The 21,751-nt window shown below is 74.4% G+C and carries 18 protein-coding genes and 1 tRNA gene; 13 read left to right on the top strand and 6 right to left on the bottom strand.

Going from position 1 to position 21,751, the window contains the following annotated elements; translation table 11 throughout:
- Positions 1 to 460 precede the first annotated feature (460 nt).
- Positions 461 to 1,099, top strand: a complete 639-nt coding sequence (locus tag OG618_RS18795; RefSeq protein WP_329488676.1) for a bifunctional DNA primase/polymerase — start codon at positions 461 to 463, stop codon at positions 1,097 to 1,099.
- Positions 1,100 to 1,414: 315 nt separating this feature from the next.
- On the opposite strand, the gene OG618_RS18790 is transcribed toward OG618_RS18795, so the two are convergent.
- The 4 genes from OG618_RS18790 to OG618_RS18775 form a co-directional block, all read right to left on the bottom strand.
- The gene (locus OG618_RS18790; protein WP_329488675.1) at positions 1,415 to 2,401 is read right to left on the bottom strand and encodes a DUF5926 family protein; all 987 of its coding nucleotides are present in this window, start codon (positions 2,399 to 2,401) and stop codon (positions 1,415 to 1,417) included.
- A gap of 176 nt (positions 2,402 to 2,577) precedes the next feature.
- Positions 2,578 to 3,186: an ATP-binding protein gene (locus OG618_RS18785; protein ID WP_442906948.1), complete on the bottom strand. Its 609-nt coding sequence runs from the start codon at positions 3,184 to 3,186 to the stop codon at positions 2,578 to 2,580.
- A gap of 373 nt (positions 3,187 to 3,559) precedes the next feature.
- Complete coding sequence (locus tag OG618_RS18780; RefSeq protein WP_329488673.1) at positions 3,560 to 4,384, bottom strand: glycerophosphodiester phosphodiesterase family protein; 825 nt, start codon at positions 4,382 to 4,384, stop codon at positions 3,560 to 3,562.
- A gap of 132 nt (positions 4,385 to 4,516) precedes the next feature.
- On the bottom strand, positions 4,517 to 5,986 hold the full coding sequence (locus OG618_RS18775; protein ID WP_329488672.1) for a purine-cytosine permease family protein: 1,470 nt from the start codon (positions 5,984 to 5,986) through the stop codon (positions 4,517 to 4,519).
- A gap of 528 nt (positions 5,987 to 6,514) precedes the next feature.
- Here OG618_RS18775 and OG618_RS18770 point away from each other — a divergent pair.
- The 8 genes from OG618_RS18770 (at position 6,515) to OG618_RS18735 (ending at position 15,614) form a co-directional block, all read left to right on the top strand.
- Positions 6,515 to 8,092, top strand: coding sequence for a S1C family serine protease (locus OG618_RS18770; protein ID WP_329488671.1), 1,578 nt, complete (start codon positions 6,515 to 6,517; stop codon positions 8,090 to 8,092).
- 59 nt (positions 8,093 to 8,151) lie between these two features.
- A tRNA-Ser gene (locus tag OG618_RS18765) sits at positions 8,152 to 8,239 on the top strand.
- A gap of 184 nt (positions 8,240 to 8,423) precedes the next feature.
- Positions 8,424 to 9,533 (top strand): peptidoglycan-binding protein, encoded by a 1,110-nt coding sequence (locus tag OG618_RS18760; RefSeq protein WP_329488670.1) that lies wholly within the window; start codon positions 8,424 to 8,426, stop codon positions 9,531 to 9,533.
- Positions 9,534 to 9,647: 114 nt separating this feature from the next.
- Positions 9,648 to 10,478, top strand: a complete 831-nt coding sequence (locus OG618_RS18755) for a MerR family transcriptional regulator (protein WP_329488669.1) — start codon at positions 9,648 to 9,650, stop codon at positions 10,476 to 10,478.
- Between the two features lie 105 nt (positions 10,479 to 10,583).
- Entirely contained in the window at positions 10,584 to 12,020 is a 1,437-nt protein-coding gene (locus tag OG618_RS18750; protein ID WP_329488668.1) for an MFS transporter, read from the top strand.
- A gap of 225 nt (positions 12,021 to 12,245) precedes the next feature.
- On the top strand, positions 12,246 to 13,610 hold the full coding sequence (locus OG618_RS18745) for an FAD-binding oxidoreductase (RefSeq protein WP_329488667.1): 1,365 nt from the start codon (positions 12,246 to 12,248) through the stop codon (positions 13,608 to 13,610).
- Between the two features lie 449 nt (positions 13,611 to 14,059).
- Entirely contained in the window at positions 14,060 to 14,389 is a 330-nt protein-coding gene (locus OG618_RS18740; RefSeq protein WP_329488666.1) for a hypothetical protein, read from the top strand.
- Between the two features lie 466 nt (positions 14,390 to 14,855).
- Positions 14,856 to 15,614: a pyridoxine/pyridoxamine 5'-phosphate oxidase gene (locus OG618_RS18735; protein WP_329488665.1), complete on the top strand. Its 759-nt coding sequence runs from the start codon at positions 14,856 to 14,858 to the stop codon at positions 15,612 to 15,614.
- A gap of 100 nt (positions 15,615 to 15,714) precedes the next feature.
- Here the strand turns inward: OG618_RS18735 and OG618_RS18730 are convergent, their stop codons facing one another.
- Positions 15,715 to 16,782 (bottom strand): EamA family transporter, encoded by a 1,068-nt coding sequence (locus tag OG618_RS18730; protein ID WP_329488664.1) that lies wholly within the window; start codon positions 16,780 to 16,782, stop codon positions 15,715 to 15,717.
- A 152-nt stretch (positions 16,783 to 16,934) separates the two neighbouring features.
- Here OG618_RS18730 and OG618_RS18725 point away from each other — a divergent pair, with 152 nt between their 5' ends.
- A complete protein-coding gene (locus tag OG618_RS18725) occupies positions 16,935 to 17,813 on the top strand; it encodes a DUF1906 domain-containing protein (RefSeq protein WP_329488663.1) in 879 nt (292 codons plus the stop codon).
- Between the two features lie 62 nt (positions 17,814 to 17,875).
- On the top strand, positions 17,876 to 19,072 hold the full coding sequence (locus OG618_RS18720; RefSeq protein ID WP_329488662.1) for a hypothetical protein: 1,197 nt from the start codon (positions 17,876 to 17,878) through the stop codon (positions 19,070 to 19,072).
- Between the two features lie 98 nt (positions 19,073 to 19,170).
- Here OG618_RS18720 and OG618_RS18715 read toward each other — a convergent pair whose 3' ends face one another.
- Positions 19,171 to 19,368: a hypothetical protein gene (locus OG618_RS18715; protein ID WP_329488661.1), complete on the bottom strand. Its 198-nt coding sequence runs from the start codon at positions 19,366 to 19,368 to the stop codon at positions 19,171 to 19,173.
- A gap of 102 nt (positions 19,369 to 19,470) precedes the next feature.
- Here OG618_RS18715 and OG618_RS18710 point away from each other — a divergent pair, with 102 nt between their 5' ends.
- Both OG618_RS18710 and OG618_RS18705 read left to right on the top strand, forming a co-directional pair.
- Positions 19,471 to 19,860 carry a DUF4259 domain-containing protein gene (locus tag OG618_RS18710; protein ID WP_329488660.1) on the top strand — a complete coding sequence of 130 codons (390 nt, stop codon included), beginning with the start codon at positions 19,471 to 19,473 and terminating at the stop codon, positions 19,858 to 19,860.
- A gap of 227 nt (positions 19,861 to 20,087) precedes the next feature.
- Positions 20,088 to 21,749, top strand: a complete 1,662-nt coding sequence (locus OG618_RS18705; RefSeq protein WP_329488659.1) for a long-chain fatty acid--CoA ligase — start codon at positions 20,088 to 20,090, stop codon at positions 21,747 to 21,749.
- Positions 21,750 to 21,751: the final 2 nt, after the last annotated feature.

Here is a 21,751-nt window from a genome sequence, read left to right as displayed (position 1 = left end):
CACTTCTACACAGGCCATTCGGGGCATGTCCAGATCCATGACGACGCGGGTGGCCGGTTCTCCGTCCCGCCGGGCCCGGCCGGGGCCCGCTCCGTTCGTGCGCGCCCCTGCCGAGCCCGCGGGCATGGAGCGCCGGAGAACGGGCAGAACCGTCAGGACGGCTCTCGCGGCCGTCCGGATCGTATGCTTTCGCCGCCCGTCGGCCGGGTCGGCCGGAAGTCACTCACTCGTACGGTGGAACCAACCGCGCCCGGGCGGCGTCCATCCGGTCGCATACGGGATTCTCGTTCCAAGGGCTGTTCGCATCGCGGCTCTTTCATGTCGTGCTCCACACCGTGCTCCATCCCCGCCACGCCGTTCGCCAAGCCCACCGGCCCGGTACGGGCCCGTGCGGCGTTTCCCCGGCCGCCGGCCGGCGGGGCCGGAGCGACCCGAGCGGTCACGGAAAGGAACGAGCGCCATGCGCGAGAACTCAAGGAGCCGGTCGACAGTCCGTTCCGTCCGGTTGGCCGCGGCCCTGGCCGCCGCGGTCGACCACCGCTGGCCGGTGGTGCCCGGCACGCTGCTGGTCGGCGGCCACTGTTCGTGCGGGGACGCGGACTGCTCCGTCCCCGGAGCCCACCCGCACGACCCGTCGCTGCTGGCGGCCACCACCGACGCCCGGATGGTGCGGTGGTGGTGGGAGCGGCAGAGTCCGGACGCACCGGTGCTCGCGGCGACCGGCGGGACGGTCTCGGCGGTCAGCCTGCCCGCGGCGGCCGGTGCCCGGGCGCTCGCCTACCTCGCGGCGCTGCGGCTGCCGCTCGGCCCGGTCCTGTCGATGCCCGGCCGCTACGCGATGCTCGTCGCCCCCTACTCGCTGGAGGCGCTCGGCGAGATGCTCGCCCAACTTCCTTGGGTTCCGGGGTCGTTGCGCTACCACGGCTCGGGCGGCTTCCTGGCGCTGCCGCCGGGCGGCGGCTCGGGCGGCGGGGTGCGCTGGGTGCTGCCGCCGCGTCCGGCGGCCGACGGCGGTGTGTGGCTGCCCGAGGTCGGGCCGCTGCTGGGGGAGTTGGTCGAGGCGACGGTCCAGCTGGACAGCGGGCGCTCGGCGTACTGACGGGGCTTCCGCGCCTCGTCCGGCCCCTGTCGCTCGGCCCCCGTGGCCGGTGCGGCGGGGGCCGGTGCGTCGGTCGCGGCCGGGCCGGCGGGCCGATCGGCCGGGGTACTGATCGGGCACGGTCCACCCGTCGGAGCGGGCCGGGGCCGGAAAACAAAAGATCCGGCCGCTGGCGACGGGGGATGCACCAGCGACCGGACTCTTTAGACAGTAACAAGGATCCGCGCCCGCGCCAATTTCCAAGAGCCCCTGCCCGCCCGGAAATTGCCGTACCGGCGGCCAATGTGACGCGTATCACCCGGATCCGAGTCCCCTTTAGTTCAAAGTGACCTGACGGTTCACCAGGTTGGCGCGGGCCCGCCGCTCCTCGCCGGTCAGCGGCGCCGGGTCGGCCAGCGTCGCGGCGAGCCGCTCGGCGAACTCCGCGGCCGGCTTCTCGCAGTCGGTGGCGGTCATGGCGAGCGGCAGGTCCCAGACCGGGACGGTCAGGCCGTGCGCACGGAAGGAGCCGACCAACCGGGTGTCCGGGCCGAGCGAGGACAGGTCGGCGGCGGTGAGCCGGGCCAGCGCGTCCAGCAGCTCCTCCTCCGGCACGGTCATCACCCAGCGCAGGTGGTTCTTGTCCGGGGTGCCGCACCAGTACGCGGAGTCCACGCCGGTGAGCTTCTCGGTCGGGATCGCCGAGGCGTTGGCGCGCTCCAGGGAGGCGGCCACCTCGCCGGTGGCGGTCTCGGCGTCCTCCAGCCAGAACTCGAAGCCGGTGTGCACGGCGGGCGTGAACTCGGCCGTGGTGTCCAGCAGGTCCTGCAGGCGGCGGCCGCCCGGCACGGTCCGGCGGGCCGGGACGGGCGAGCCGGGCTCGGCGGCCAGCGCCAGCTCCAGGGCGTCCGCCAGGTCACGGCTCAGGTCGCCGGAGGCGGACTGGGTCTGCAGGCCGAGCAGGATCGAACCGTCCTGGCGGCGCAGCGCCGGCCAGGCCAGCGGCAGCACGGTGGCCAGGGTCACGGACGGGACGTCGCCGTTGGCGGCCTCGGCCACCCCGGCGGCCAGCGTCAGCGGCACGGTCGCGGCCGGGACCAGCTCGCGCAGCGCCACCCAGTCGGCCTCGCCGGACAGCCCCTCGAACGGGCGGTGCACCAGCTCCTGCACGGCGTGCGAGGCCTCCCGGCCGTGGCAGGCCTTGTACCGGCGGCCCGAACCGCAGGGGCAGTTCTCGCGGGCCCCGACCACGGGGATCTCGCCCGTGACGGCGGTGGTGGACTGGCTGCGCTGCGGCGCCTTCTTGGCGGCCTTCTTGCCCATGGTGCGGCTCTCCCGGTGGCGGTTTCGGTGTGCTCCGGGCAGCCTACTGACGTTCCCCCGGCCCGTGGGCACGCGCCGGGGCGGGGAGCACCCCGTGGGGGCGACGCCCGGACCGCCGTGGGCGGCGCCCCGGCGGAGGCCCCACCGGGCCCCGCTCCGACGGCCGCGGGCGACGCTCAGGCGCTGCGGGCGTCACCGCCGGTGCGCCGGGCGTGCCGGGCCCGGGCGGGCAGGGCGGCCCAGACCGTGACCTCGCCGGGCGCGTCGCGCACGCCCCAGTCGCTGGACAGCTGGTCGACGATGCTCAGCCCGCGGCCGCCGCGCGAGGTCAGCGACGGACTGGCGGGGGACGGCCGGGTCTGCGCGCCGCCGTCCGTCACCTCCAGGGTGAGGACCCCGTCCGCGTGCAGCTGCCAGCGGACCAGCACCCCGCCGTTGCCCTCGCCCTCGTCCGGGTGGGCCTGCGGCCGGGCCTGTCCCGCGTCCCGGCTCCTGGCGTGGACGGCCGGGCCGCCCGTCGCGGGAGCGCCGGCCGGCTCGGCCGGCTCGGCCGGACCGGAGGGAACGCCGACGAGGATCTGGTCGACGATCTCGGCCCGGGCGCTGCGTCCGAGCACGGGCAGCGGGCCGAGCGGCCGTGCGTAACGACATGCATTGCTCAGCAGTTCGGAAAGGATCAGAACAACATCATCGATGACCGGTTCCGGTATCTCCCGGTCACGTAGATCTCGACGCAGTCGGCGCCGTGCGACCCCGACACTCGATGGGCCGTGCGGCACTGCCATGGTCGATGAAGTCGGCACTTCACGCGCCACCATCAACGCCACCCCCGGACCTCCTTCAGCGTATGCCGAGGGATGGATGCCCCTTGGTAATGGGTCGGAAACGACCGTACGGCGATCCCGCGCGGACATTTCAAGCCGGGCGACGCACGGTGCGCTGCAGGTGATTCCCCGCTCACCCTCTGTCGTGAGAACGCATGATTTCCGTCAGAAAACGGCGGATGAAGGTTTGAGCCCTACCCAAGCGATCGCGGTCCGCCGGGGCGGAAGTGCCGGGTGATTCCGGAGCGGGGTGCGTGGCCACCGGGTCTCGGGCGCCGGAAATAACCGGAGAAACCCGTGGGGCGCGAGGGACGGCGTTCCGCGGCGGACCGGTTCAGCGGCCGAGCTGGGCCAGGACCTCCGCCGGGCGGTTGGTGATGATCCCCGAGACCCCGAGCTCCAGGCAGAGCTCGACGTCGGCCGGCTCGTCCACGGTCCAGACGTGCACCTGGTGGCCGAGCTCCCGCAGCCGGGTCACCAGCCGGGGCCGGGCCCGCACCAGGTCGATGCCCGGGCCGGCGATCCGGGCCCCGCCGGGCAGCGAGGCGCCCGGGCGCAGCCGGCCCTGCAGGGGCAGCGTCCGCTCGAACAGGAAGACCCGCGGGTACTCCGGCGCGGCGGCGGCCACCCTGGTCAGCGCCAGCGAGGAGAAGCTCATGATCCGGGCCTGCGGGCGGTCGCCCTCCGGCGCCCCGCCGATCTTGAACCGGTCGAGCATCCGCAGCAGCTCGGACTCCACCCGGCCCCGGAAACGGACCGGGTGCTTGGTCTCGATCGCCAGGTCCACCGGGCGCCCGCAGTCGGTGACCAGCTCCAGCAGGCTCTCCAGCCGCAGGACGCCGCGCAGGTCCGGGTCCGCGCTCGGCTCCCCCGTCTTCCAGGCGCCGAAGTCGTGCGCCTCCAGCTCGGCCAGCGTCATCGAGGAGACCGTGCCGCGGCCGTCCGAGACCCGGCCGATCCGGCGGTCGTGCACGCAGACCAGATGCCCGTCGGCCGTCACCCGGACGTCGCACTCGACCGCGTCCGCGCCCTCGTCGAGCGCCCGGCGGTAGGCCGCGAGCGTGTGCTCGGGCAGGGCGTGCGAGGAACCGCGGTGGGCGATCACCTGGACGGGCCGCGCGGTGCGCGCCGCCGCCGGGGAGAGGTCAGGGCTGGTCACGCCGTCCACGATAGGCGGCGGAAGTGACACCCGGGCGAAGACGGCCCCAACCTGCGGGGCCGTCTTCGCCCGCGCGCCTCGTCGTCCGCCCTTCCCGGCGCGCTGCCGCGGGCCCGGCCGGGCCCGCGGGCGTCAGGCGGCGGGGGTCCGGCGGGTGAGCGGGGTGAGCGCCCAGGTGACCAGGGCCGGCACCAGGAAGCCGAACAGGGACGCCGAGGTCCACTCCTGGGGCGTGAAGTGCAGGGCCTCCTGCACGGAGGTCCAGAAGTCCGTCCACCAGCCGGCGATCGCGGTCGGCGCGATCAGCTGGTAGACGGCGAAGCCGAGCGCCCAGGGCAGCAGCATCAGCCAGCGGGACGGGGCGTCGGCGGCGAGGTTCCAGCCGCGCCGGCCGGCGCCGAGGAAGTAGTCGACCGCCAGCACCGCGAACATCGGCACGAACACCGAGCCGATCAGACCGAGGAAGGCGTAGTAGGAGTCGGTGAACTCGGTGATCTGCAGCGCCAGCACGGTGATCAGCAGGCCGGTCGCGCCGGTCAGCACCCGGCGGTCCACCTTCGGCAGCAGGTTGTGGACCGACATCGCGGTCGAGTACACGTTGGCGAAGGACTGGTCGGTCTCGCGCAGCACCAGCACCAGCAGGAAGAACCAGCCGGCCCAGACGCCCAGGAACGAGTCGAAGATCCGGGAGGCGTCGCCGTCGGCCTGCAGCAGCGCGAACAGGCCGAGCACGTAGCACCAGACCTGGGCCACGGTGTAGCCGGAGAAGCTGCCCCAGAACGCGGAGCGGGCGGTGCGGGAGTGCCGGGTGTAGTCGGCGGCCAGCGGGACGAAGGAGATCGACACCGCGATCATCGCGTCGGTGGCCCGGAGGAAGCCGTGCCAGTTGCCCGCGCCCGGGTCGGACACGCCGCCCCGGCCCAGCTGGACGGTGAAGTAGACCATCGCCACCGCGACCGCCGCGGCGACGAAGCGGCGCAGCACCGCGATCGCGCCGAGCGGCCAGATGGTCAGCGCGGTGGTCACCGCGCCCGCCAGGACGACGAAGAGCCAGCGGTAGCCGTCGGTGTGCGCCACCGTCTGCGCGCCCATCGCGATGACCAGCAGCTCGTACACCCCCCAGCCGATGCACTGGACGATGTTCAGCACCGTCGGCACGTAGGAGAGCTTCGTCCCGAACAGTCCGCGCAGGTTGGCCATCGCCGGCGCGCCGGTCCGGGCCCCGATCAGCGCGGCCACGCCGAGCATCGCGGTGCCGACCACGGTGCCGACCACGATCGCGGTGACCGCGGCGGCCAGCGACAGCTCGCTGCCGGGTGCGCCGAGCACGGTGGCGGCGGTGGTGAAGCCGATCAGGCTGACGCCGAGGTTCATCCAGAGCGCGAAGTGGTCCCGGAAGCGGAGCGTGCGCGGCGGCTCGGTGTCGAGGACGAACGGGGCCTCGACCCGGTCCGCCCGGTCCGGACGGTCCAGGACGGCGGTGCCCGCTCCGGTGGAACCGGCCGCCCCGCCGGTGGCGTCGCAGGGATCGGTCGCGGACGATTCGGGGAAACCCTTGGACGCGGGCGCGCCCGAAGAAGAGGATGGCGAAGCAGGCGGCATGGCCGATACTCCCTACGCCGGCATTACCCGGACAGGTTCCGGCGGTCTGCGCCCCCTCGACGGTCCGTCCACGGAGCTCGTGGCGTACGGTCGACCGGCGCACTCTCAGCCTGGTGGGTCCAAGCTCCCGCGTGTCAGTTTGGAGCGACAGGCTAACCGGCCCGGGGGTGAACGCCAAGGCCAGGCGTCCGGCGGTCCGCATCGCGGGACGCCGCGGGGCGGCCTCGCACGGGGTCCCGGGTGGCCGTCGCGGGGGCCTGCGTGGGGGCCGTTGTCGGGCCGGGCTAAGGATTCTTATGACTTCTTCAGAGGGGTCCTTACGGCAATCGAATCGAGTGTGCGAAAAACTATGGTTGTTGGTCCTGTCAGCTATGGAGGTCGTCCGTGAGCACCGAGCGCGAGGTTGGGTCCACCGGGCCACAGGGGGAGCAGCCCTCCGACGGCCAGGGGGTAGTGGGTCCCGCTCCTGACGGTCGGGCGCAGGTGGCGCCCGGTCCCGTCCAGGCGGCGCCCGAGGCGGACCGGACCGTGACGGACACCGTCGCCGGAGCGCCCGCCGCTCCGGCCGCGCCCCCGTCCGGCGGGTTCACGCCGACGCTGGCGTTCAGCAAGGTCGGCGCCCCGGACCCGGCGCCCGCCGTGCCCGCCGAGCCGGTGGCGGCTCCGGCCGCCGAGGCCGGGTACATCGACGCACCTCCGCCCGTCCTGCCGCCGGCCCCGGCCGCGCCGGCCGCCCCGGTGGCCGCGCCGGTCACCAACCCGTACGCCACACCGGGCGCCCCGGTCGCGGCGGCGTCCCACGACCCGTACGGCGCTCCGGCCGCGCCGGCGCCGCACCACCCCTTCGGCGCCGGCCAGCCGCTCGGCGGCTGGGGCGGCCACGAGGCCCCGCCCGGTGGCCCCGCCGCCCCCGGCGGCCCGGGCTACCCCGGTGGACCGCTCGGCTACCCGGCCGAGTACCCCGGCACCCCCGGGCCCGGCGGCCCGCGCAAGAAGCGCGGCGGCCTGATCGCGCTGATCGCCGCCGTCGCCCTGGTCGCCGGTGTGGCGGGCGGGGCGCTCGGCGTCGCCGTCGCGGACCGCAACGACAACGGCATCAGCGCCGCGGACGACCACCGGAGCACCACCGTCCAGGCCAGCACCCAGAAGAACGAGCCCGCCCCCGGCTCGGTGGCCGGCATCGCGCAGAAGGCGCTGCCCAGCGTCGTCACCATCAAGGCGCAGGGCAACGGCGAGTCGGGCACCGGTACCGGTTTCGTCTTCGACACCGAGGGCCACATCCTCACCAACAACCACGTCGTCGCGCCCGCCTCCAACGGCGGCAAACTGACCGTCAAGTTCGCCGACGGCACCTCCTACAGCGCCTCGGTGCTCGGCCGCGCCGAGGGCTACGACGTCGCCGTGGTGAAGCTCGACAACCCGCCCAAGGACAAGCTGACGCCGCTTCCGCTGGCCGACTCCGACAAGGTCAACGTCGGTGACTCCACGATCGCCATCGGCGCGCCGTACGGCCTGGAGTCCACCGTCACCACCGGCATCATCAGCGCCAAGGACCGCCCGGTCGCCTCCGGCGACGAGACCGGCGCGCAGTCCTCGTACATGAACGCGCTGCAGACCGACGCCTCCATCAACCCCGGCAACTCCGGCGGCCCGCTGCTGGACGCCGGCGGCGCGGTGATGGGCATCAACTCGGCGATCCAGTCCAACGCCTCGGCCAACGGCCGGGCCGGCAGCATCGGCCTGGGCTTCGCCATCCCGATCAACCAGGCCAAGTGGGTCGCCGAGACGCTGATCAAGACCGGCAAGCCGGTCTACGCCAAGCTGGACGTCCTGCGCAACGACGACTACAAGGGCGACGGCGCGCAGATCCAGACCCGCGACATCCAGGGCACCCCGGCCGTCACCCCCGGCGGCGCCGCCGACAAGGCCGGCCTCAAGCCCGGCGACGTCATCACCAAGCTCGGCGGCAGCCCGATCGAGAACGGCCCGGCCCTGGTCAGCAAGATCTGGACGCACAAGCCCGGCGAGACCGTCGACGTCGAGTACACCCGCAACGGCCAGACCAGCACCACCAAGGTCACCCTCGCCGAGCGCGTGGGCGACTGACCCCCACCCCGAAACCGGTGCACCGAACCCCGCCGGACCCGTTAGGCTGACCTCCGCCTGGAGAGCTGCCCGAGCGGCCTAAGGGAACAGTCTTGAAAACTGTCGTGCGGTGACCCCGCACCGTGGGTTCGAATCCCACGCTCTCCGCTGGTTGGAGAACCACCTGCTCAGGGCGGGTGCCGACGTCGAGTCGGCACCCGCCTTCTGCGTTTCCGGGGGTGGAATTCACCTGAACGGGGGGTTTGGGGTGGGGGTGTGCTCGTGAGGGGGTGAGGGGTTCGTGTGTCGGGCGTAAGGGGCGGACTGCCCTGGGCCCGGCGAGGAGAGACTGATGGCCTGGTACCCCGGCGCTGAGAAGCTGGAGCTTCAGCCCGAGTCGGACGACCAGCCGGCGATCGTGCCGACGCAGGTGATCTTCCACAGCATCGCGGCGCCGTGGGCGCCGCGCCGAATCTACGAGTACTGGCGGGACTCGACCAATCTGGAGTCGCACTTCGGGGTCGGATACGACGGCAGTGTGGGCCAGTTCATCGGGACGGAGACCCGGGCGGACGCCAACATGGGGGCGAACCGCAGGGCGGACGGCACGGGGGCGGTGAGCGTCGAGTCGGCCAGCAACGACCAGAACACCGATCCGTGGACGGACGCGCAGGTCGCCGCCCTCGTCGCGCTCGGCGTCTGGCTGCACGGGCGGCACGGGATCCCGGTGCGGGCCTGCCGGAGCGCGAACGACCCGGGCTTCGGCTTCCACCGGCTCTTCCCGGAGTGGTCGGACGGCGGTACGTCGTGCCCCGGGGACGCCCGGGTGCGGCAGTTCTACGACGTCGTGCTGCCCGGGATCGCCGCCGCCGCGGGCGGCGGTCCGTTGCCGCCGCCCCGGTCCGACACCGCGCCGGTCCGCCGGCGGGTGACGATCAACGGCCTGGAGTACGGCTACGGCGCGCACGGGCCGCAGGTCCGCGAGGTGGGCGAGGCGCTGGTGGCGGCCGGGCACGGTGCGCACTACACGGCCGGTCCGGACGAGGACTGGCGGGACGCCGACACCCTCAACTACCAGGACTACCAGCGCAGTCTGGGGTACTCGGGCAGTGACGCGGACGGCGTCCCGGGCGAGCAGTCGCTGCGCCGGCTGCTCGGCCGGCTGCCCTCGCCGCGCCGCGTCTCGCTGGCCCACGTCGTCGCGGCGGCCCGGACCGACCCGGGCGCCGAGCAGGGCCACCAGACCTACGGCGGCGAGGTCCGGATCGTCGAACAGGCGCTGGTCGACGAGGGGTTCCTGGAGCAGCGCTGGGTGGACGGCTCGCTGGGCAGCACGACGGTGCAGGCGTACGCGGCCTTCCAGCGCAGCCTCGGCTACGCGGGCTCGGACGCCAACGGCATCCCCGGTCAGCGGAGTCTGCGGGAGCTGGGGCAGCGGCGGGGGTTCGACGTGACGGACTGACGGGCGGTCGGACGGAAGCGCGGACGGGCGGACGGACGGGCCGGGGTGCCCGACCCGGCCGTGGGCGCCGGTGCTTGACCATGACACGGTGTGAGGCTCTGCACTGGAGGCATCATGTTCAACATCGGAGACTTCGCCAAGCACGGCCGGGTGTCGGTCCGGATGCTGCGCCACTACGACGCGATCGGGCTGCTGCACCCGGCCCGGGTCGACCCGGTCAGCGGCTACCGCTCCTACGAGGCCGCTCAGCTCGCCCGGCTCAACCGCGTCATCGCCCTCAAGGACCTCGGCTTCACCCTGCAGCAGGTGCGGGCCGTCCTGGACGAGCGAGTGGACGCGGCCGAGCTGCGCGGGATGCTGCGGCTGCGGCAGGCCGAACTGGCCGCCGCGATGGCTGCGGACGCCCAGCGGCTGGCCCGGGTCGAGGCGAGGCTCCGGACGATCGAGAGCGAGGGAACCATGCCTGCACAGGATGTCGTGGTGAAGCGGGTGCCGTCGGTCCGGGTGGCGGAGCTGACCGCCGTCGCGGCCGGCTACGAGCCGGAGGACATCGGACCGGTGATCGGGCCGCTGTTCCAGGAGCTCTGCCGACGGCTGGCGGAGGCCGGAGTGGCGGAGGCCGGGCCGTCCGTGGCCCGCTACGAGGACATCCCGGAGGGGGACGGCGCGGTGCTGATCCGGGTGGCGGTGCCGGTCGGGGCGACGGTCTCCGGCGCTGCGGAGCACGGCTTCGAGGTGGTCGACCTGCCGGAGATTCCGGAGGCGGCGACCATCGTGCACCGGGGGTCGATGGAAGACGCGCTGGGCGCCTTCCAGACGCTGGCCCGGTTCATCGACGAGAACGGCTACCGCTCCACGGGCTACGCGCGGGAGCTGTACCTGGAGTGCCCGGACGCGCCGGCGGACTGGGTGACGGAGTTCCAGGAGCCGGTGGTCCGCCTCTAGTCAGGCGCGGAGGGAAGGGGAGGGGGAGCAGGCGCGGGAGCGGGCGCGGCGGGGCCGTCGGCGGCCTTGCCCTCGACCTGGTCGAGGCCCCTACGGTCGGCGGCCATGGCCACCGACACCGGCACCACGCCCGCCGACCCACCCGCCACGGACACCGGCACCACGCCCGCCGACCCACCCGCCACCGACACCGGCACCACGCCCGCCGACCCACCCGCGACGGACACCGGCACCACGCCCGCCGACCCACCCGCCACCGACACCGGCACCACGCCCGCCGACCCACCCGCGACGGACACCGGCACCAGGCCCGCCGGCCCTCCCGCCCGGGCCGCGCTCCCGGGCCCGTACCTGCTCTGGCTGGCCGGGACCCAGGCCGGTCTGCTCGGCGACGCCGCGCTGTACCTCGCCCTGGGCTGGGCGGCCTCCGCGCACGGCGGGGGCGCGGCAGGTCTGGTGCTGACCGCGATCACGCTGCCCCGCACCGTCCTGGTCCTGCTGGGCGGCGCGGTGGCGGACCGGTTCGGTGCCCGCCGGGTGATGCTCGCCGGGGACGCGGTGATGCTGGTCGCCGCCCTGGCCCTCGCGGCCGCCGCGGCTGTCTGGGGCGCGCCGCTCCGGCTGCTGCTCCTGGCGGCTGCCGTGATCGGCACCGTCGACGCGTTCTACCTCCCGGCGAGCGGATCGATGCCCTGCCGTCTGGTGGGCGCGGCGCAGCTGCCGCGGGCCCTCGCGCTGCGGCAGGCCGGCGGGCAGACCGCCGCCCTGCTGGGCGCACCGCTCGGCGGTGTCCTGGTCGCGGCGGGCGGCCTGCCGGGGGCGGCCCTGGTGGACGCGGCGAGTTTCGGGGTGCTCCTCCTGGTGCTGCTGAGGATCCGGCCGGTGGAGCCGGCGGCGGCGCGGCCGACCGACCGGGAGGCGGCGGGGCGCGGACCGTCCGCGCCGGGGCTGCTGCTTGAGGCGGCGGCCGGGGTCCGGCTGGCCCTGGCGGATCCGCTGCTGCGCGCCGCGCTGCTGCTCACCGGCGCCGCGGCCGGGGCGCTGCTGCCGGTGGTCCCGCTCCTCGCGCCGCTGCTCGCCCGGGCCCACGGCTGGGGCGCCTGGTCGGCCGGGCTGTCCGCCGGTGGACAGGGGGCCGGCGTGCTCGCGGTGGCGGGGCTGGTCTCCTGGCGGGGCGGCCTGCGCAGGGCAGGAGCCGGGGCGGCGGCCGGGCTCTGCGTGGCCTCGGTGGGGACCGCGGTGCTGGCCTGGGCGTCCGCACCGGCCACGGCGGTGGCGGGCAGCGTGCTGGCCGGGGCGGGGTCGGGGCTGTTCGCCTGCCACCTCGGACCGCTGGTGCTCCGCGGTGCCCCGGTCGGCCATCTCGGTCGGGTCCAGGCCCTGTTGACGCTGGTCCAGAGTGCGGCGCTGGTGCTGTCCACCGGACTGCTCGGTCTCCTCGCCGAGGTGGCCGGCGCCAGGTGGCCGACGACGCTCTGCGCGCTCGCCGCCGGCGGGGCGGGGCTGGCGGCCTGGGCGTCCCCCGCACTGCGCCGGGTCTGAGCCGCGGCCCGCGCCGTCGCTTCGTGGACCGAGGGCCGAGAACCGGACAGGGGCGGGCCGGAGCGGCGTACTTGCCGGTCGTGCGGTGGCGGGGCAGAGTGCGGGCAGAGGCGATGGGCGGCGTACGGCTCGATCTCCCACGACTCGGCGGCGTGCGGCGCGACCGCGTACGACCGGCGGCGTGAGGCCGGGGCGGCGTGTGCCGGACGGCGATCGGAGGCGGCGATGAGTGATCTGACGGACCGACTGGCGACGGGACTCCCGGGTGGGGCCCTGGTGGTGGACCCGGACGTGATGGCCGCCTACAGCCACGACATGGCGGGCTTCTGCGCGGCCGGCAACCCCGCCGTGGTGGTCTTCCCGGAGACGGTCGAGCAGGTGCAGCACGTCCTGCGGACCGCCACCGAGCTGCGCGTACCGGTGGTGCCGCAGGGCGCCCGGACCGGGCTCTCCGGCGCGGCCAACGCGGTGGACGGCTGCATCGTGCTGTCGATGGTGAAGATGAACCGCATCCTGGAGGTCGATCCGGTGAACCGGATCGCGGTGGTGGAGCCGGGCGTGGTGAACGCGGAACTGTCCAGGGCGGCCGGAGAGGTGGGGCTGGCCTACCCGCCGGACCCGTCCAGCTGGGAGTCCTGCACCATCGGGGGCAACATCGGCACCGGCGCGGGCGGGCTCTGCTGCGTCAAGTACGGCGTCACCAGTGAGTACGTGCTGGGCCTCGACGTGGTGCTGGCGGACGGGCGGCTGCTGTCCACCGGTCGTCGGACGACCAAGGGGGTGGCGGGCTACGACCTGACCAGGCTGCTGGTCGGTTCGGAGGGCACGCTGGGCGTGGTGGTGGGCGCCGTGGTGGCGTTGCGGCCCGCTCCGGCACCGCAGTTGGCGCTGGCCGCGGAGTTCCCGAACGCGGACACGGCGGGCGCGGCGGTCTGCGAGGTGATGGCGCGCGGCCTCACGCCGTCGCTGATGGAGCTGATGGACACGGTCTCCGTGCGGGCGGTCAACGAGCTGGGGCAGATGGGGCTGCCGGAGTCGACCCAGGCCCTGCTGCTGGTGGCCTTCGACGGGCCGGACCCGGCGGCCGAGCTCGCGGTGGTGGGCGAGATCTGCCGGGCGGCGGGCGCGACAGAGGTGGTGCCGGCCGAGGACCAGGCGGAGTCCGAACTGCTGCTGCAGGCACGCCGGCTGGCCCTGCCCGCGATGGACCGGCTGGGGACCACGATGATCGACGACGTGGCGGTGCCGCGCTCGCGGCTGGCCGAGATGCTGAACGGCGTCGCCGCGATCGCCGAGCGGCACGCGCTGACCATCGGGGTGGTCAGCCACGCGGGCGACGGCAACACCCATCCGATCGTCATCTTCGACGCGGACGATCCGGAGGAGTCGGCCCGGGCGCAGCGTTCCTTCGACGAGATCATGGCGCTGGGACTGGAGTTGGGCGGCACGATCACCGGGGAGCACGGGGTCGGGCTGCTGAAGCGGGAGTGGCTGGCACGCGAGCTGGGGCCGGTGGCGCTGGAACTGCAGCAGCAGCTGAAGGCGGTCTTCGATCCGCTGGGCATCCTCAACCCCGGCAAGGCGGTCTGATAATCAGCCCTGAGCGTCTTTCCAGGGCCTTCGGCCGCCGCATTCCCATGGGCTAAGTAGGATGGTGGAATAGTCGCAGGATGGCTGGATGTATCGACAAGGTCGAGTGGCTCTCCGCAAAGGGGGCGCGTTCGCCTATGTCGTGCGCCAGGGTGGTGCGCCTGGTTCTTCGTGTGCTCCCCGCGCGCCGCTCCCAAACGTCGTGCCAGGCGCCACCGTTCGGGCGAAATACCAGGTGAGTGCCGGTGTGTCGGCGCACTGTCCGCTGGAGCGCTCGTTATTCACCGTCGCCCTGGATATCACGCTAACGGGCGAAAACGGGGGCGCTAGGTGGTGCTTTGTCGATTTGTTGCGGAAGTCTGTCTCTCGGCGTCGCAGCCCGCAGGAGTTCGTCTGGCCGACGAACTCCCGCACACAATGCACGATTTACAGCTTTCTTGGAGGCTCTCATGGTTCGCACTCGCCACCGCCGGCTGGCCGGTCTTCTGGTCGCGGCCCCGCTCGCGGCCGGTCTGCTGCTGGCGGGCGCCGGCGCCGCCGCCGCCGACAACGGCGCGCTGGCCAACGACGGTTCCAACAGTGGGGTGGTGTCCAACGTCGGCACGGGCAACGTCTTCGGCTCCGTCGACGGCAATTACGTGTCCACCCAGCAGACGGCGACCGGGTCCGGTGCCTCGAACCAGGCCAACACCCTCGCGGTGAAGGACAACTCGGGCACCATCCTGGCCGGTCAGTCCAACAAGAACTTCAACATCGTCTTTGCACCGGTCTTCAACTGACGGGAACGGGTGCCACCGCCGGCGGGGGCGCCGGAGGTGGGTGACCGCGAGTGGGTCGAGCGCTCGCGGTGGGGCTCGAAGTGAGACACCTCGATGCAGGGAACCGGGTAGCGGAAAGGGTCACCGCAAACCGGCCTCGTGGGCGGTGCCGTCGATCGGCACCGCCCACGAGTGCGTTCACGCACCCAGCCCGGAAGGCGCGGCCCCGAAAGGCGCGGCCCCGGAGCGCCGTGCCCGGAGCGCCGCGCCCCGGAGCCCCGGACGGAGCGCGGCCGCCACCCACGCGCGCCGGAAGCCGCCTGCGGCCGGCTCGCGCCGGGCCCTACGCCCGCTCCCGACGAGGGCGCGCACCGAGCGGTCACCCGTCGGCGGTACGGTTGCGCTCCGACAGCGCACCTCGCGCCCGGGGCCCCGACGGCCCCGCCGGCGAGGGGCTGCGTCCGCGGCAACCGGAAGGAAGGGCGCGATGGCAGCGGAGGAGGAGGGCCTGAGCGGCCCGGGCGAGGCCAGGCCTGCCCCGGGATCGGAATCGAGGCCCGAGTCGAGGCCCGCGCCCAGGTCCGTACCCGAGCTGTTGCTCGGCCGCCCGCCGATGGCCCGCCCGCTGCCGTCCTTCGACGCCGAGTCGGCACCGGCCGAGCCCGGCCTGCTCTTCGCCGAGTGGCTGGCGACCGCGCTCGCGGCCGGTGTGCTGGACCCGCAGGTGGCTACGCTCTCCACGGTGGACGCCGACGGTCTGCCGGACGCCCGGGTGCTGGTGCTGCGCGATGTCGACGCCTCCGGCACCGGCTGGGTCTTCTCGGCCGCCGCGGACAGCCCCAAGGGCCGCCAGCTCGCCGATCACCCGGCCGCCGCGCTCACCCTCTACTGGCCGCCGCTGGGCCGTCAGGTCCGGGTCCGCGGCACGGTCGAGCGGGCCGCCGACCAGGTCGCGGCCGCCGAGTTCGCCACCCGCTCCCCGGCCGCCCGGGTCGGTGCGCTGGTCGGCCGGCAGAGTGAGCCGCTGGCCTCGCTGGCCGAGTACGACGAGGCGGAGGCGGTCGCCCGCCGCCGGCTGGAGACGACTCCTGACACCGTCGCGGCCGGGCATGCCGTCTACACGCTCTGGGCGCACGAGGTGGAGTACTGGCAGGGCGACGCCAACCGCCGCCACGTCCGGCTGCGCTACACCCGGACGGGCCCGGTCCGAACCCCGGAGTGGTCGCGGACCCTGCTCTGGCCGTAACGGCTGCCCGACGGGGCCCCCTCCGTGCAGGAGGCTGCCCCGTCACTCCGCCCCCGTCATCGCCGCCCCCGTCACTCCGCCCCCCGTCACTCCGCCCCCGTCATCGCCGCCCGGTGAGCGTGGCCCCCACGCTGGCGGCCACCACGCAGCCGATACCGGCCAGCTGCACCGCGCCGAGCAGCTGGCCCAGCACCACCAGCCCGACCAGCGCGCTGACCGCCGGCTCCAGGCTGACCAGGACGCTGAACACCCGCTGCGGCATCCGTCGCAGCGCGGTCATCTCCAGCGCGTACGGGATCACCGGCAGCAGCAGCGAGACCCCGGCCACCGCGAGCAGCAGGGTCAACGGCGAGGCGCCGGGCGCGGTCAGCCCGTCCCAGGCCTGGCCGAGCCCGAACGGCGCCAGGGTCAGGGCGCCGACCGTCATCGACACCGCCAGCCCCTGGAACCCCTGGAACGCGGCGCCGACCTTGTCCGTGAACAGGATGTACGCCGCGTAGCAGGCGGCCGCGCCGAAGGCGTAGGCCAGGCCGACCGGGTCGAGCGACGATCCGCCGCCGCCCTCGCCGAGCAGCGTCAGCAGGGCCACTCCGCCGGCCGCGAGCAGCGCCCAGACCAGATGGCTGGCCCGGCGGGCGAAGATCAGCGCGACCGCGAGCGGGCCGAGGAACTCGATCGTCGCGGCGGTGCCCATCGGCAGCCGGTCGATCGCTCCGGCGAAGAGCAGCGTCATCCCGGCGGACGCCACCCCGAGCAGACCGGCGGCGGCGAGGTCGCGCGGCCGCCGGCCCCGCAGCCTGGGGCGGGTGACGGCGAGCAGGATCACTGCCGCGAACCCGAGCCGCAGGAAGGTCGTGCCGCTCACCCCGAGCGGGTCGAAGAGCGGCTTGGACAGCGCGATGCCGAGCTGCACCAGGAACATCGCGGCCAGACACAGGAACGGCGCCGGGATTCGCTCCGGGCGCCGCACGAGCTTCGAGTACCGCCGGCCGGACGGCTCGGCGGGTCGCCTGCCCGGTGACAGCCCTTGGCCCGGGGCCCCGCCTCGTCGCCAACCACCGCGCTCGCCGGCGGGCTCGCCCTTGGGGGCGGGCGGCATGGCAAGGGCCTCGGCGACGGCGGCGGCCGGCGTCGGGGAGGTGGTTTGGCCGGTGTGGGACGTGGGCATAGTAGCGAGTTTGCCGTAAGGAGTGACTTGGGGGCAAGCTCGTTACCAAAATGCGGACGGATGCGGACGGGTGCGTCCGAAAGGGTGAGCTTCGCCGGAGCGTGCGGCGCGGTTGCCCTATTCGTCCGATGGCCCGTCAGTATCAAGGCGGGGTGCGCTATCTCCGCCCCGCGGCCCTGGCCGCCGCCTCCCTCGTGCTCCTGCTCGCGATCGACGGGGCAGGCGTGAGCGCCGGGGCGACCGCTCCGGTGGCCGCCGCGGCACCCCGCATCCGGGCCACCGTCCTGCCCGACCGGTCCGGCCCGCCCGCCCAGCGGGTCCGCGACCTCTACAGCGGCGCGGCCTTCGACGCCTGCACCGCACCCCCGCTCGACACCCTCCGGGCCTGGCACGGCACCTCCCCCTACGGCGCGGTCGGCATCTACACCAGCGGGTCCCAGCGCGGCTGCGCCCAGCCGGGGCTCACCGCCGACTGGGTCCGCCAGGCGCGGGCGATGGGCTGGCGCTTCCTCCCCGTCCACGTCGGGCTGCAGGCGCCGTGCAGTGAGCTCAAGGGCAAGCCGCAGCGGATCGACCCGGCCCGCGCGGCCCAGCAGGGGCGGGCCGAAGCGGCCGAGGCGGTCCGCAGCCTCACGGCCGTCGGACTCGGCAAGGGCAGCCCGGTGTTCCTGGACATCGAGGCGTACCCGATGCAGGACCCGGCCTGTGGCCAGGCCGTCGTCGACTTCGCGCTCGGCTGGACCCAGGGGCTGCACGCGGTCGGCTACCGGTCCGGCTTCTACTCCAGCCTCGACTCCGGCGTCGCCGACCTCGCCGCGGCCGCCCGCGCGGGCAGCTCCCCGCTGCCCGACACGCTCTGGTACGCCCGCTGGGACGACCACGCGGACACCGCCGACAGTGGCGCCCTCACCTCCGACCTCTGGGCCGACCGCCAGCGCGTCCACCAGTACCGGGGCAACGTGACGGAGACGTACGGCGGCGCCACGCTCACCGTCGACCGCAACCAGGTGGACGCGCCGCTGGCGGGCTGACGGGCCGGGCACCCGGGCCGGATAGGGTGTCCCGTCGATCGGCCGCACGGAGGGGGACGGGCATGTCGGAGGGTCAGGGGCACTACGCCGGAGCCGGTGGGCAGGGCGCGATCCCACCGCCAGGGCCGTACCCGCAGAGCGGCCCGTACACCGGCCCGAACCCGTACGCCCAGCCCCAGCCGTACCCCCAGCCCCAGCCCCAGCCGTACGCCGGGCCGAACCCGTACGCCCAGCCGCTCCCACCGCAACCAGCGCCCGCCGGGCTCGCCGCACCCGCCGCCGCGTCCTTCGACGGCGGCTTCCCCGGCCCCCGGCCGCGCCGCAGCCGGATCTCCGTGCTGCTGCAGTTCACCCTCCAGTGGATCTACGCACCGGTCTGGATCGCCGCCCTGGTCGCCCTGTTCGCGATCCTGCTCTGGACCGGTGCCAGCGGCCCGTCCGGCCCCGAGTCCGACTCCTGGCTGAAGGTCAACCGCACCTTCGTCCCACCGCGCCGCCTCAAGGCCGAGCTCACCGGCCGCCCGGAGGACTGGGAGCGGTACGTCGGCCCGATCCTGGAGCGCCGGATCCGGCTCGCCGAGGCGGGGTACGCCGCCGGTGACGGCGACGTCGGGGCCGACTTCGGCCGCACCGTCGGGGTCAAGCTGGCGGTCCGCCTCTACCGGGGCCTGGGCGCGGCCGGGGTGGTCCGGCTCGCGGAGCGCTACGGCTGGCAGGGCGTGCCCGCCGGCGGCGACCTGGCGCGTGTCCGGCTGAGCCGCCGGTACCCCGCCCCGCCCCGGGTGTCCGCACCCGGCCCGCAGGATCCGCCGGCCGCCCCGGGCACGCCGTGGGGCGCCCGGCCGGGCCGGTCCGCGTTCCTGCTGCCGTTCATGCTCGTGCTGCAGATCGCCTACGTCCCCGTCTGCGGGGTGCTCAGCCTGCTGGCCTTCTGGGTGAAGCACCCCGAGCCCGACTACTGGGACCGCTGGGGCGCCCGCTGGGCGGTCGGGCCGCGCGCCTTCCGGGCGGAGTTCACCGGCAGCGCCGCCGCCTGGGACCGCCACGTCCGCCGCATCGTCGCGCGCGAGGTCTGCCCGGGCAACGGCAAGGGCGCCGAGGCGCCCCGGCGGATCCGGGTCAACCTCGCGACCTATCGCGGCGCGGGCGCCCAGCACGTCCTGCGGGTCGCCGCCGAGCAGGGGTACGTCCTGGACCCGGCCTACCTGCCGGACCCCGGGGTCTGCGTCCGCCTGTACCGCCCCGACCGGCAGGTCTGACCGGTCGCTGCCCTCGCCCGCCCGCGCGGGTACGGCTCACCCGCCGGCCCCGCCCGGCCACCCGGTGCGGTTCCGCGGCTCGGGCCGGCGGGCGCGCCTCAGTCCCGGAGGCCGAGGGAGAGCCAGCCGCGCCCGTCGCAGTCCCGGCAGGTCTCCGGGATGTGCCCGGTACCCGAGCGGTCGGCCCGGACGCCCAGCCGCGCCCGCGTCCGCACCCCGTCGGAACAGCACGGGCACGGCACGCGGAACCCGGCCGGCTCGGGCTGTACCCGGCGATCGTCATGACTGTCGCTCATGCCGCCCAGTATCGCGTGCCGCTGTCGGTGCGACCGGCCGCGGCAGTGTCAGTGCGGCCCGCTACAACAGGGCTGACCGATCGACCCGATCACGGAGGACTCATGGGCACCTGGGGCAGCGGCAACTTCGACAGCGACGCGGCCGCCGATCACCTCGGCGAGTTCACGGCCCGGCTGATCGGCGAGGTCGAGCAGGCGATGGCCGGTGACCGGGTCGAGCTGGAGGCGGACGAGTACTGGGGCACGGCCGTCCCGTGCAACCTCGAACTGCTCCACCTGATCGCCTCCCGCCACTACGTCGGCGCCGGTCTGCCCGCCGCGGCCACGATCGAGGGCTGGAAGGCGGACTTCATGGCGGTCTGGGAGCAGAGCATCGACGGGCTGGAGCCCGCGCCCGGGCACAAGGAGGAGCGGCGGGCCGTCCTGCTGCGGACCTTCGACGACCTGGCGGCCCTGGCCCGCGAGCTCGAGCGGGACGGACTGGCCCCGTAGCGTCACGGGCGGCGGGCACGGCCCGAGGACCTCGCCCCCGGCCGACGCGGCCCGAGGCCCCGCCCCCGGCCGACGCGGCGAATCCGTGACCCGTGCAACGGCGCCGGAATGCTGACAGCGGGCAGGTGGAGAGGCACAATCGGGCTCGACTGCCGCTATTACCGCCCAGTAGCCGCCCGGTGACCGTCGCAGTCGCCGCCGCAGTGCCGCCCGGTCAAGGAGGACCCGTGTTCAGCACGATGCAGGACATCCCGCTCACCGTCGCCAGGATCCTGGAGCACGGGTCGACCATCCACGGGCGGTCGACCGTCACGACCTGGGACGGCACCGGCCCGGTCGTCCGGACGTACGCGGAGGTCGGCGCGCGCGCCGCGCGGCTCGCCCACGCGCTGCGGGACGAGCTCGGGGTGACCGGGGACGACCGGGTGGCCACGCTGATGTGGAACAACGCCGAGCACCTGGAGGCGTACCTCGCGGCGCCGTCCATGGGAGCGGTGCTGCACACGCTCAACCTGCGGCTCCCGCCGGGCCAGCTGTCGTTCATCGTCAACCACGCCGCCGACCGCGTGATCATCGTCAACGGCACCGTGCTCCCGCTGTTGGCGGCCGTCCTGCCGGAACTCGCCCCCACCCTCAAGCACATCGTGGTCAGCGGCCCCGGCGACCGGTCCGTGCTGGCCGGCTTCACCGGCGCCGTGCACGACTACGAGGACCTGATCGCCGGACGGCCCACCACGTTCCCGTGGCGGACCGACATCGACGAGCGCCAGGCAGCCGTGCTCTGCTACACCTCCGGCACCACCGGTGACCCGAAGGGCGTGCTCTACAGCCACCGCTCGGTCTACCTGCACGCCCTCCAGGTCAACACCGGCGACAACTTCGCCTTCACCCCGCGCGACATCGCGCTGCCGGTCGTCCCGATGTTCCACGTCAACGCCTGGGGCATCCCGCACGGCGCCTTCATGTCCGGTGCCGGCATGCTGATGCCGGACCGCTTCCTCCAGCCGAAGCCGCTGGCCGAGATGATCGCCCGGGTGCGGCCCACCGTCAGCGCCGCGGTGCCGACGATCTGGAGCGGTCTGCTCGACGAGCTGGACGCGGGCGACTACGACACCTCCAGCCTGCGCATGGTGGTCATCGGCGGCTCCGCCTGCCCGCCCGCCCTGATGAAGGCCTTCGATGAGCGGCACGGCATCCGGGTCGTGCACGCCTGGGGGATGACCGAGACCTCGCCGCTCGGCGCCTTCGCCCAGGCCCCCGGCGGCCTCACCCCCGAGGAGGAGTGGCCGTACCGGGTCACCCAGGGCGTCTTCCCGGCCTCCGTCGAGGCCCGGCTGACCGGTCCGGGCGGCGAGCGGATGCCGCACGACGGCGTCTCGGCGGGCGAGTTGGAGGTGCGCGGGCCGTGGATCGCCGGCGCGTACTACGGCGGCGCCGGCCACGACCCGGAGCGCCCCGACGACAAGTTCTCCGAGGACGGCTGGCTGCGCACCGGCGATGTCGGCACCATCACCCCGGACGGCTACCTGACCCTGACCGACCGCGCCAAGGACGTCATCAAGTCCGGCGGCGAGTGGATCTCCTCGGTGGACCTGGAGAACCATCTGATGGCCCACCCGGAGGTGGCCGAGGCCGCCGTGGTCGCCGTCCCGGACGAGAAGTGGGGCGAGCGCCCGCTGGCCACCGTGGTGCTGCGGCCGGGCGCCACGGCCGGACTGCGGGAGCTGCGCGCGTTCCTGGCCGAGCGGATCGCCTCCTGGCAGCTGCCGGAGCGCTGGGCGATCGTCGACGCGGTGCCGAAGACCTCGGTCGGCAAGTTCGACAAGAAGGTCATCCGGGCCGGCTACGCGGCCGACGAGCTGGACGTCACGGTGCTCGGCAAGGAGTAGCG

The sequence above is a fragment of the Kitasatospora sp. NBC_01246 genome, assembly GCF_036226505.1.
Lineage (GTDB): Bacteria > Actinomycetota > Actinomycetes > Streptomycetales > Streptomycetaceae > Kitasatospora.
Note: the sequence above shows the minus strand (reverse complement) of the source record. Positions and strands in the feature narration are given on the sequence as shown.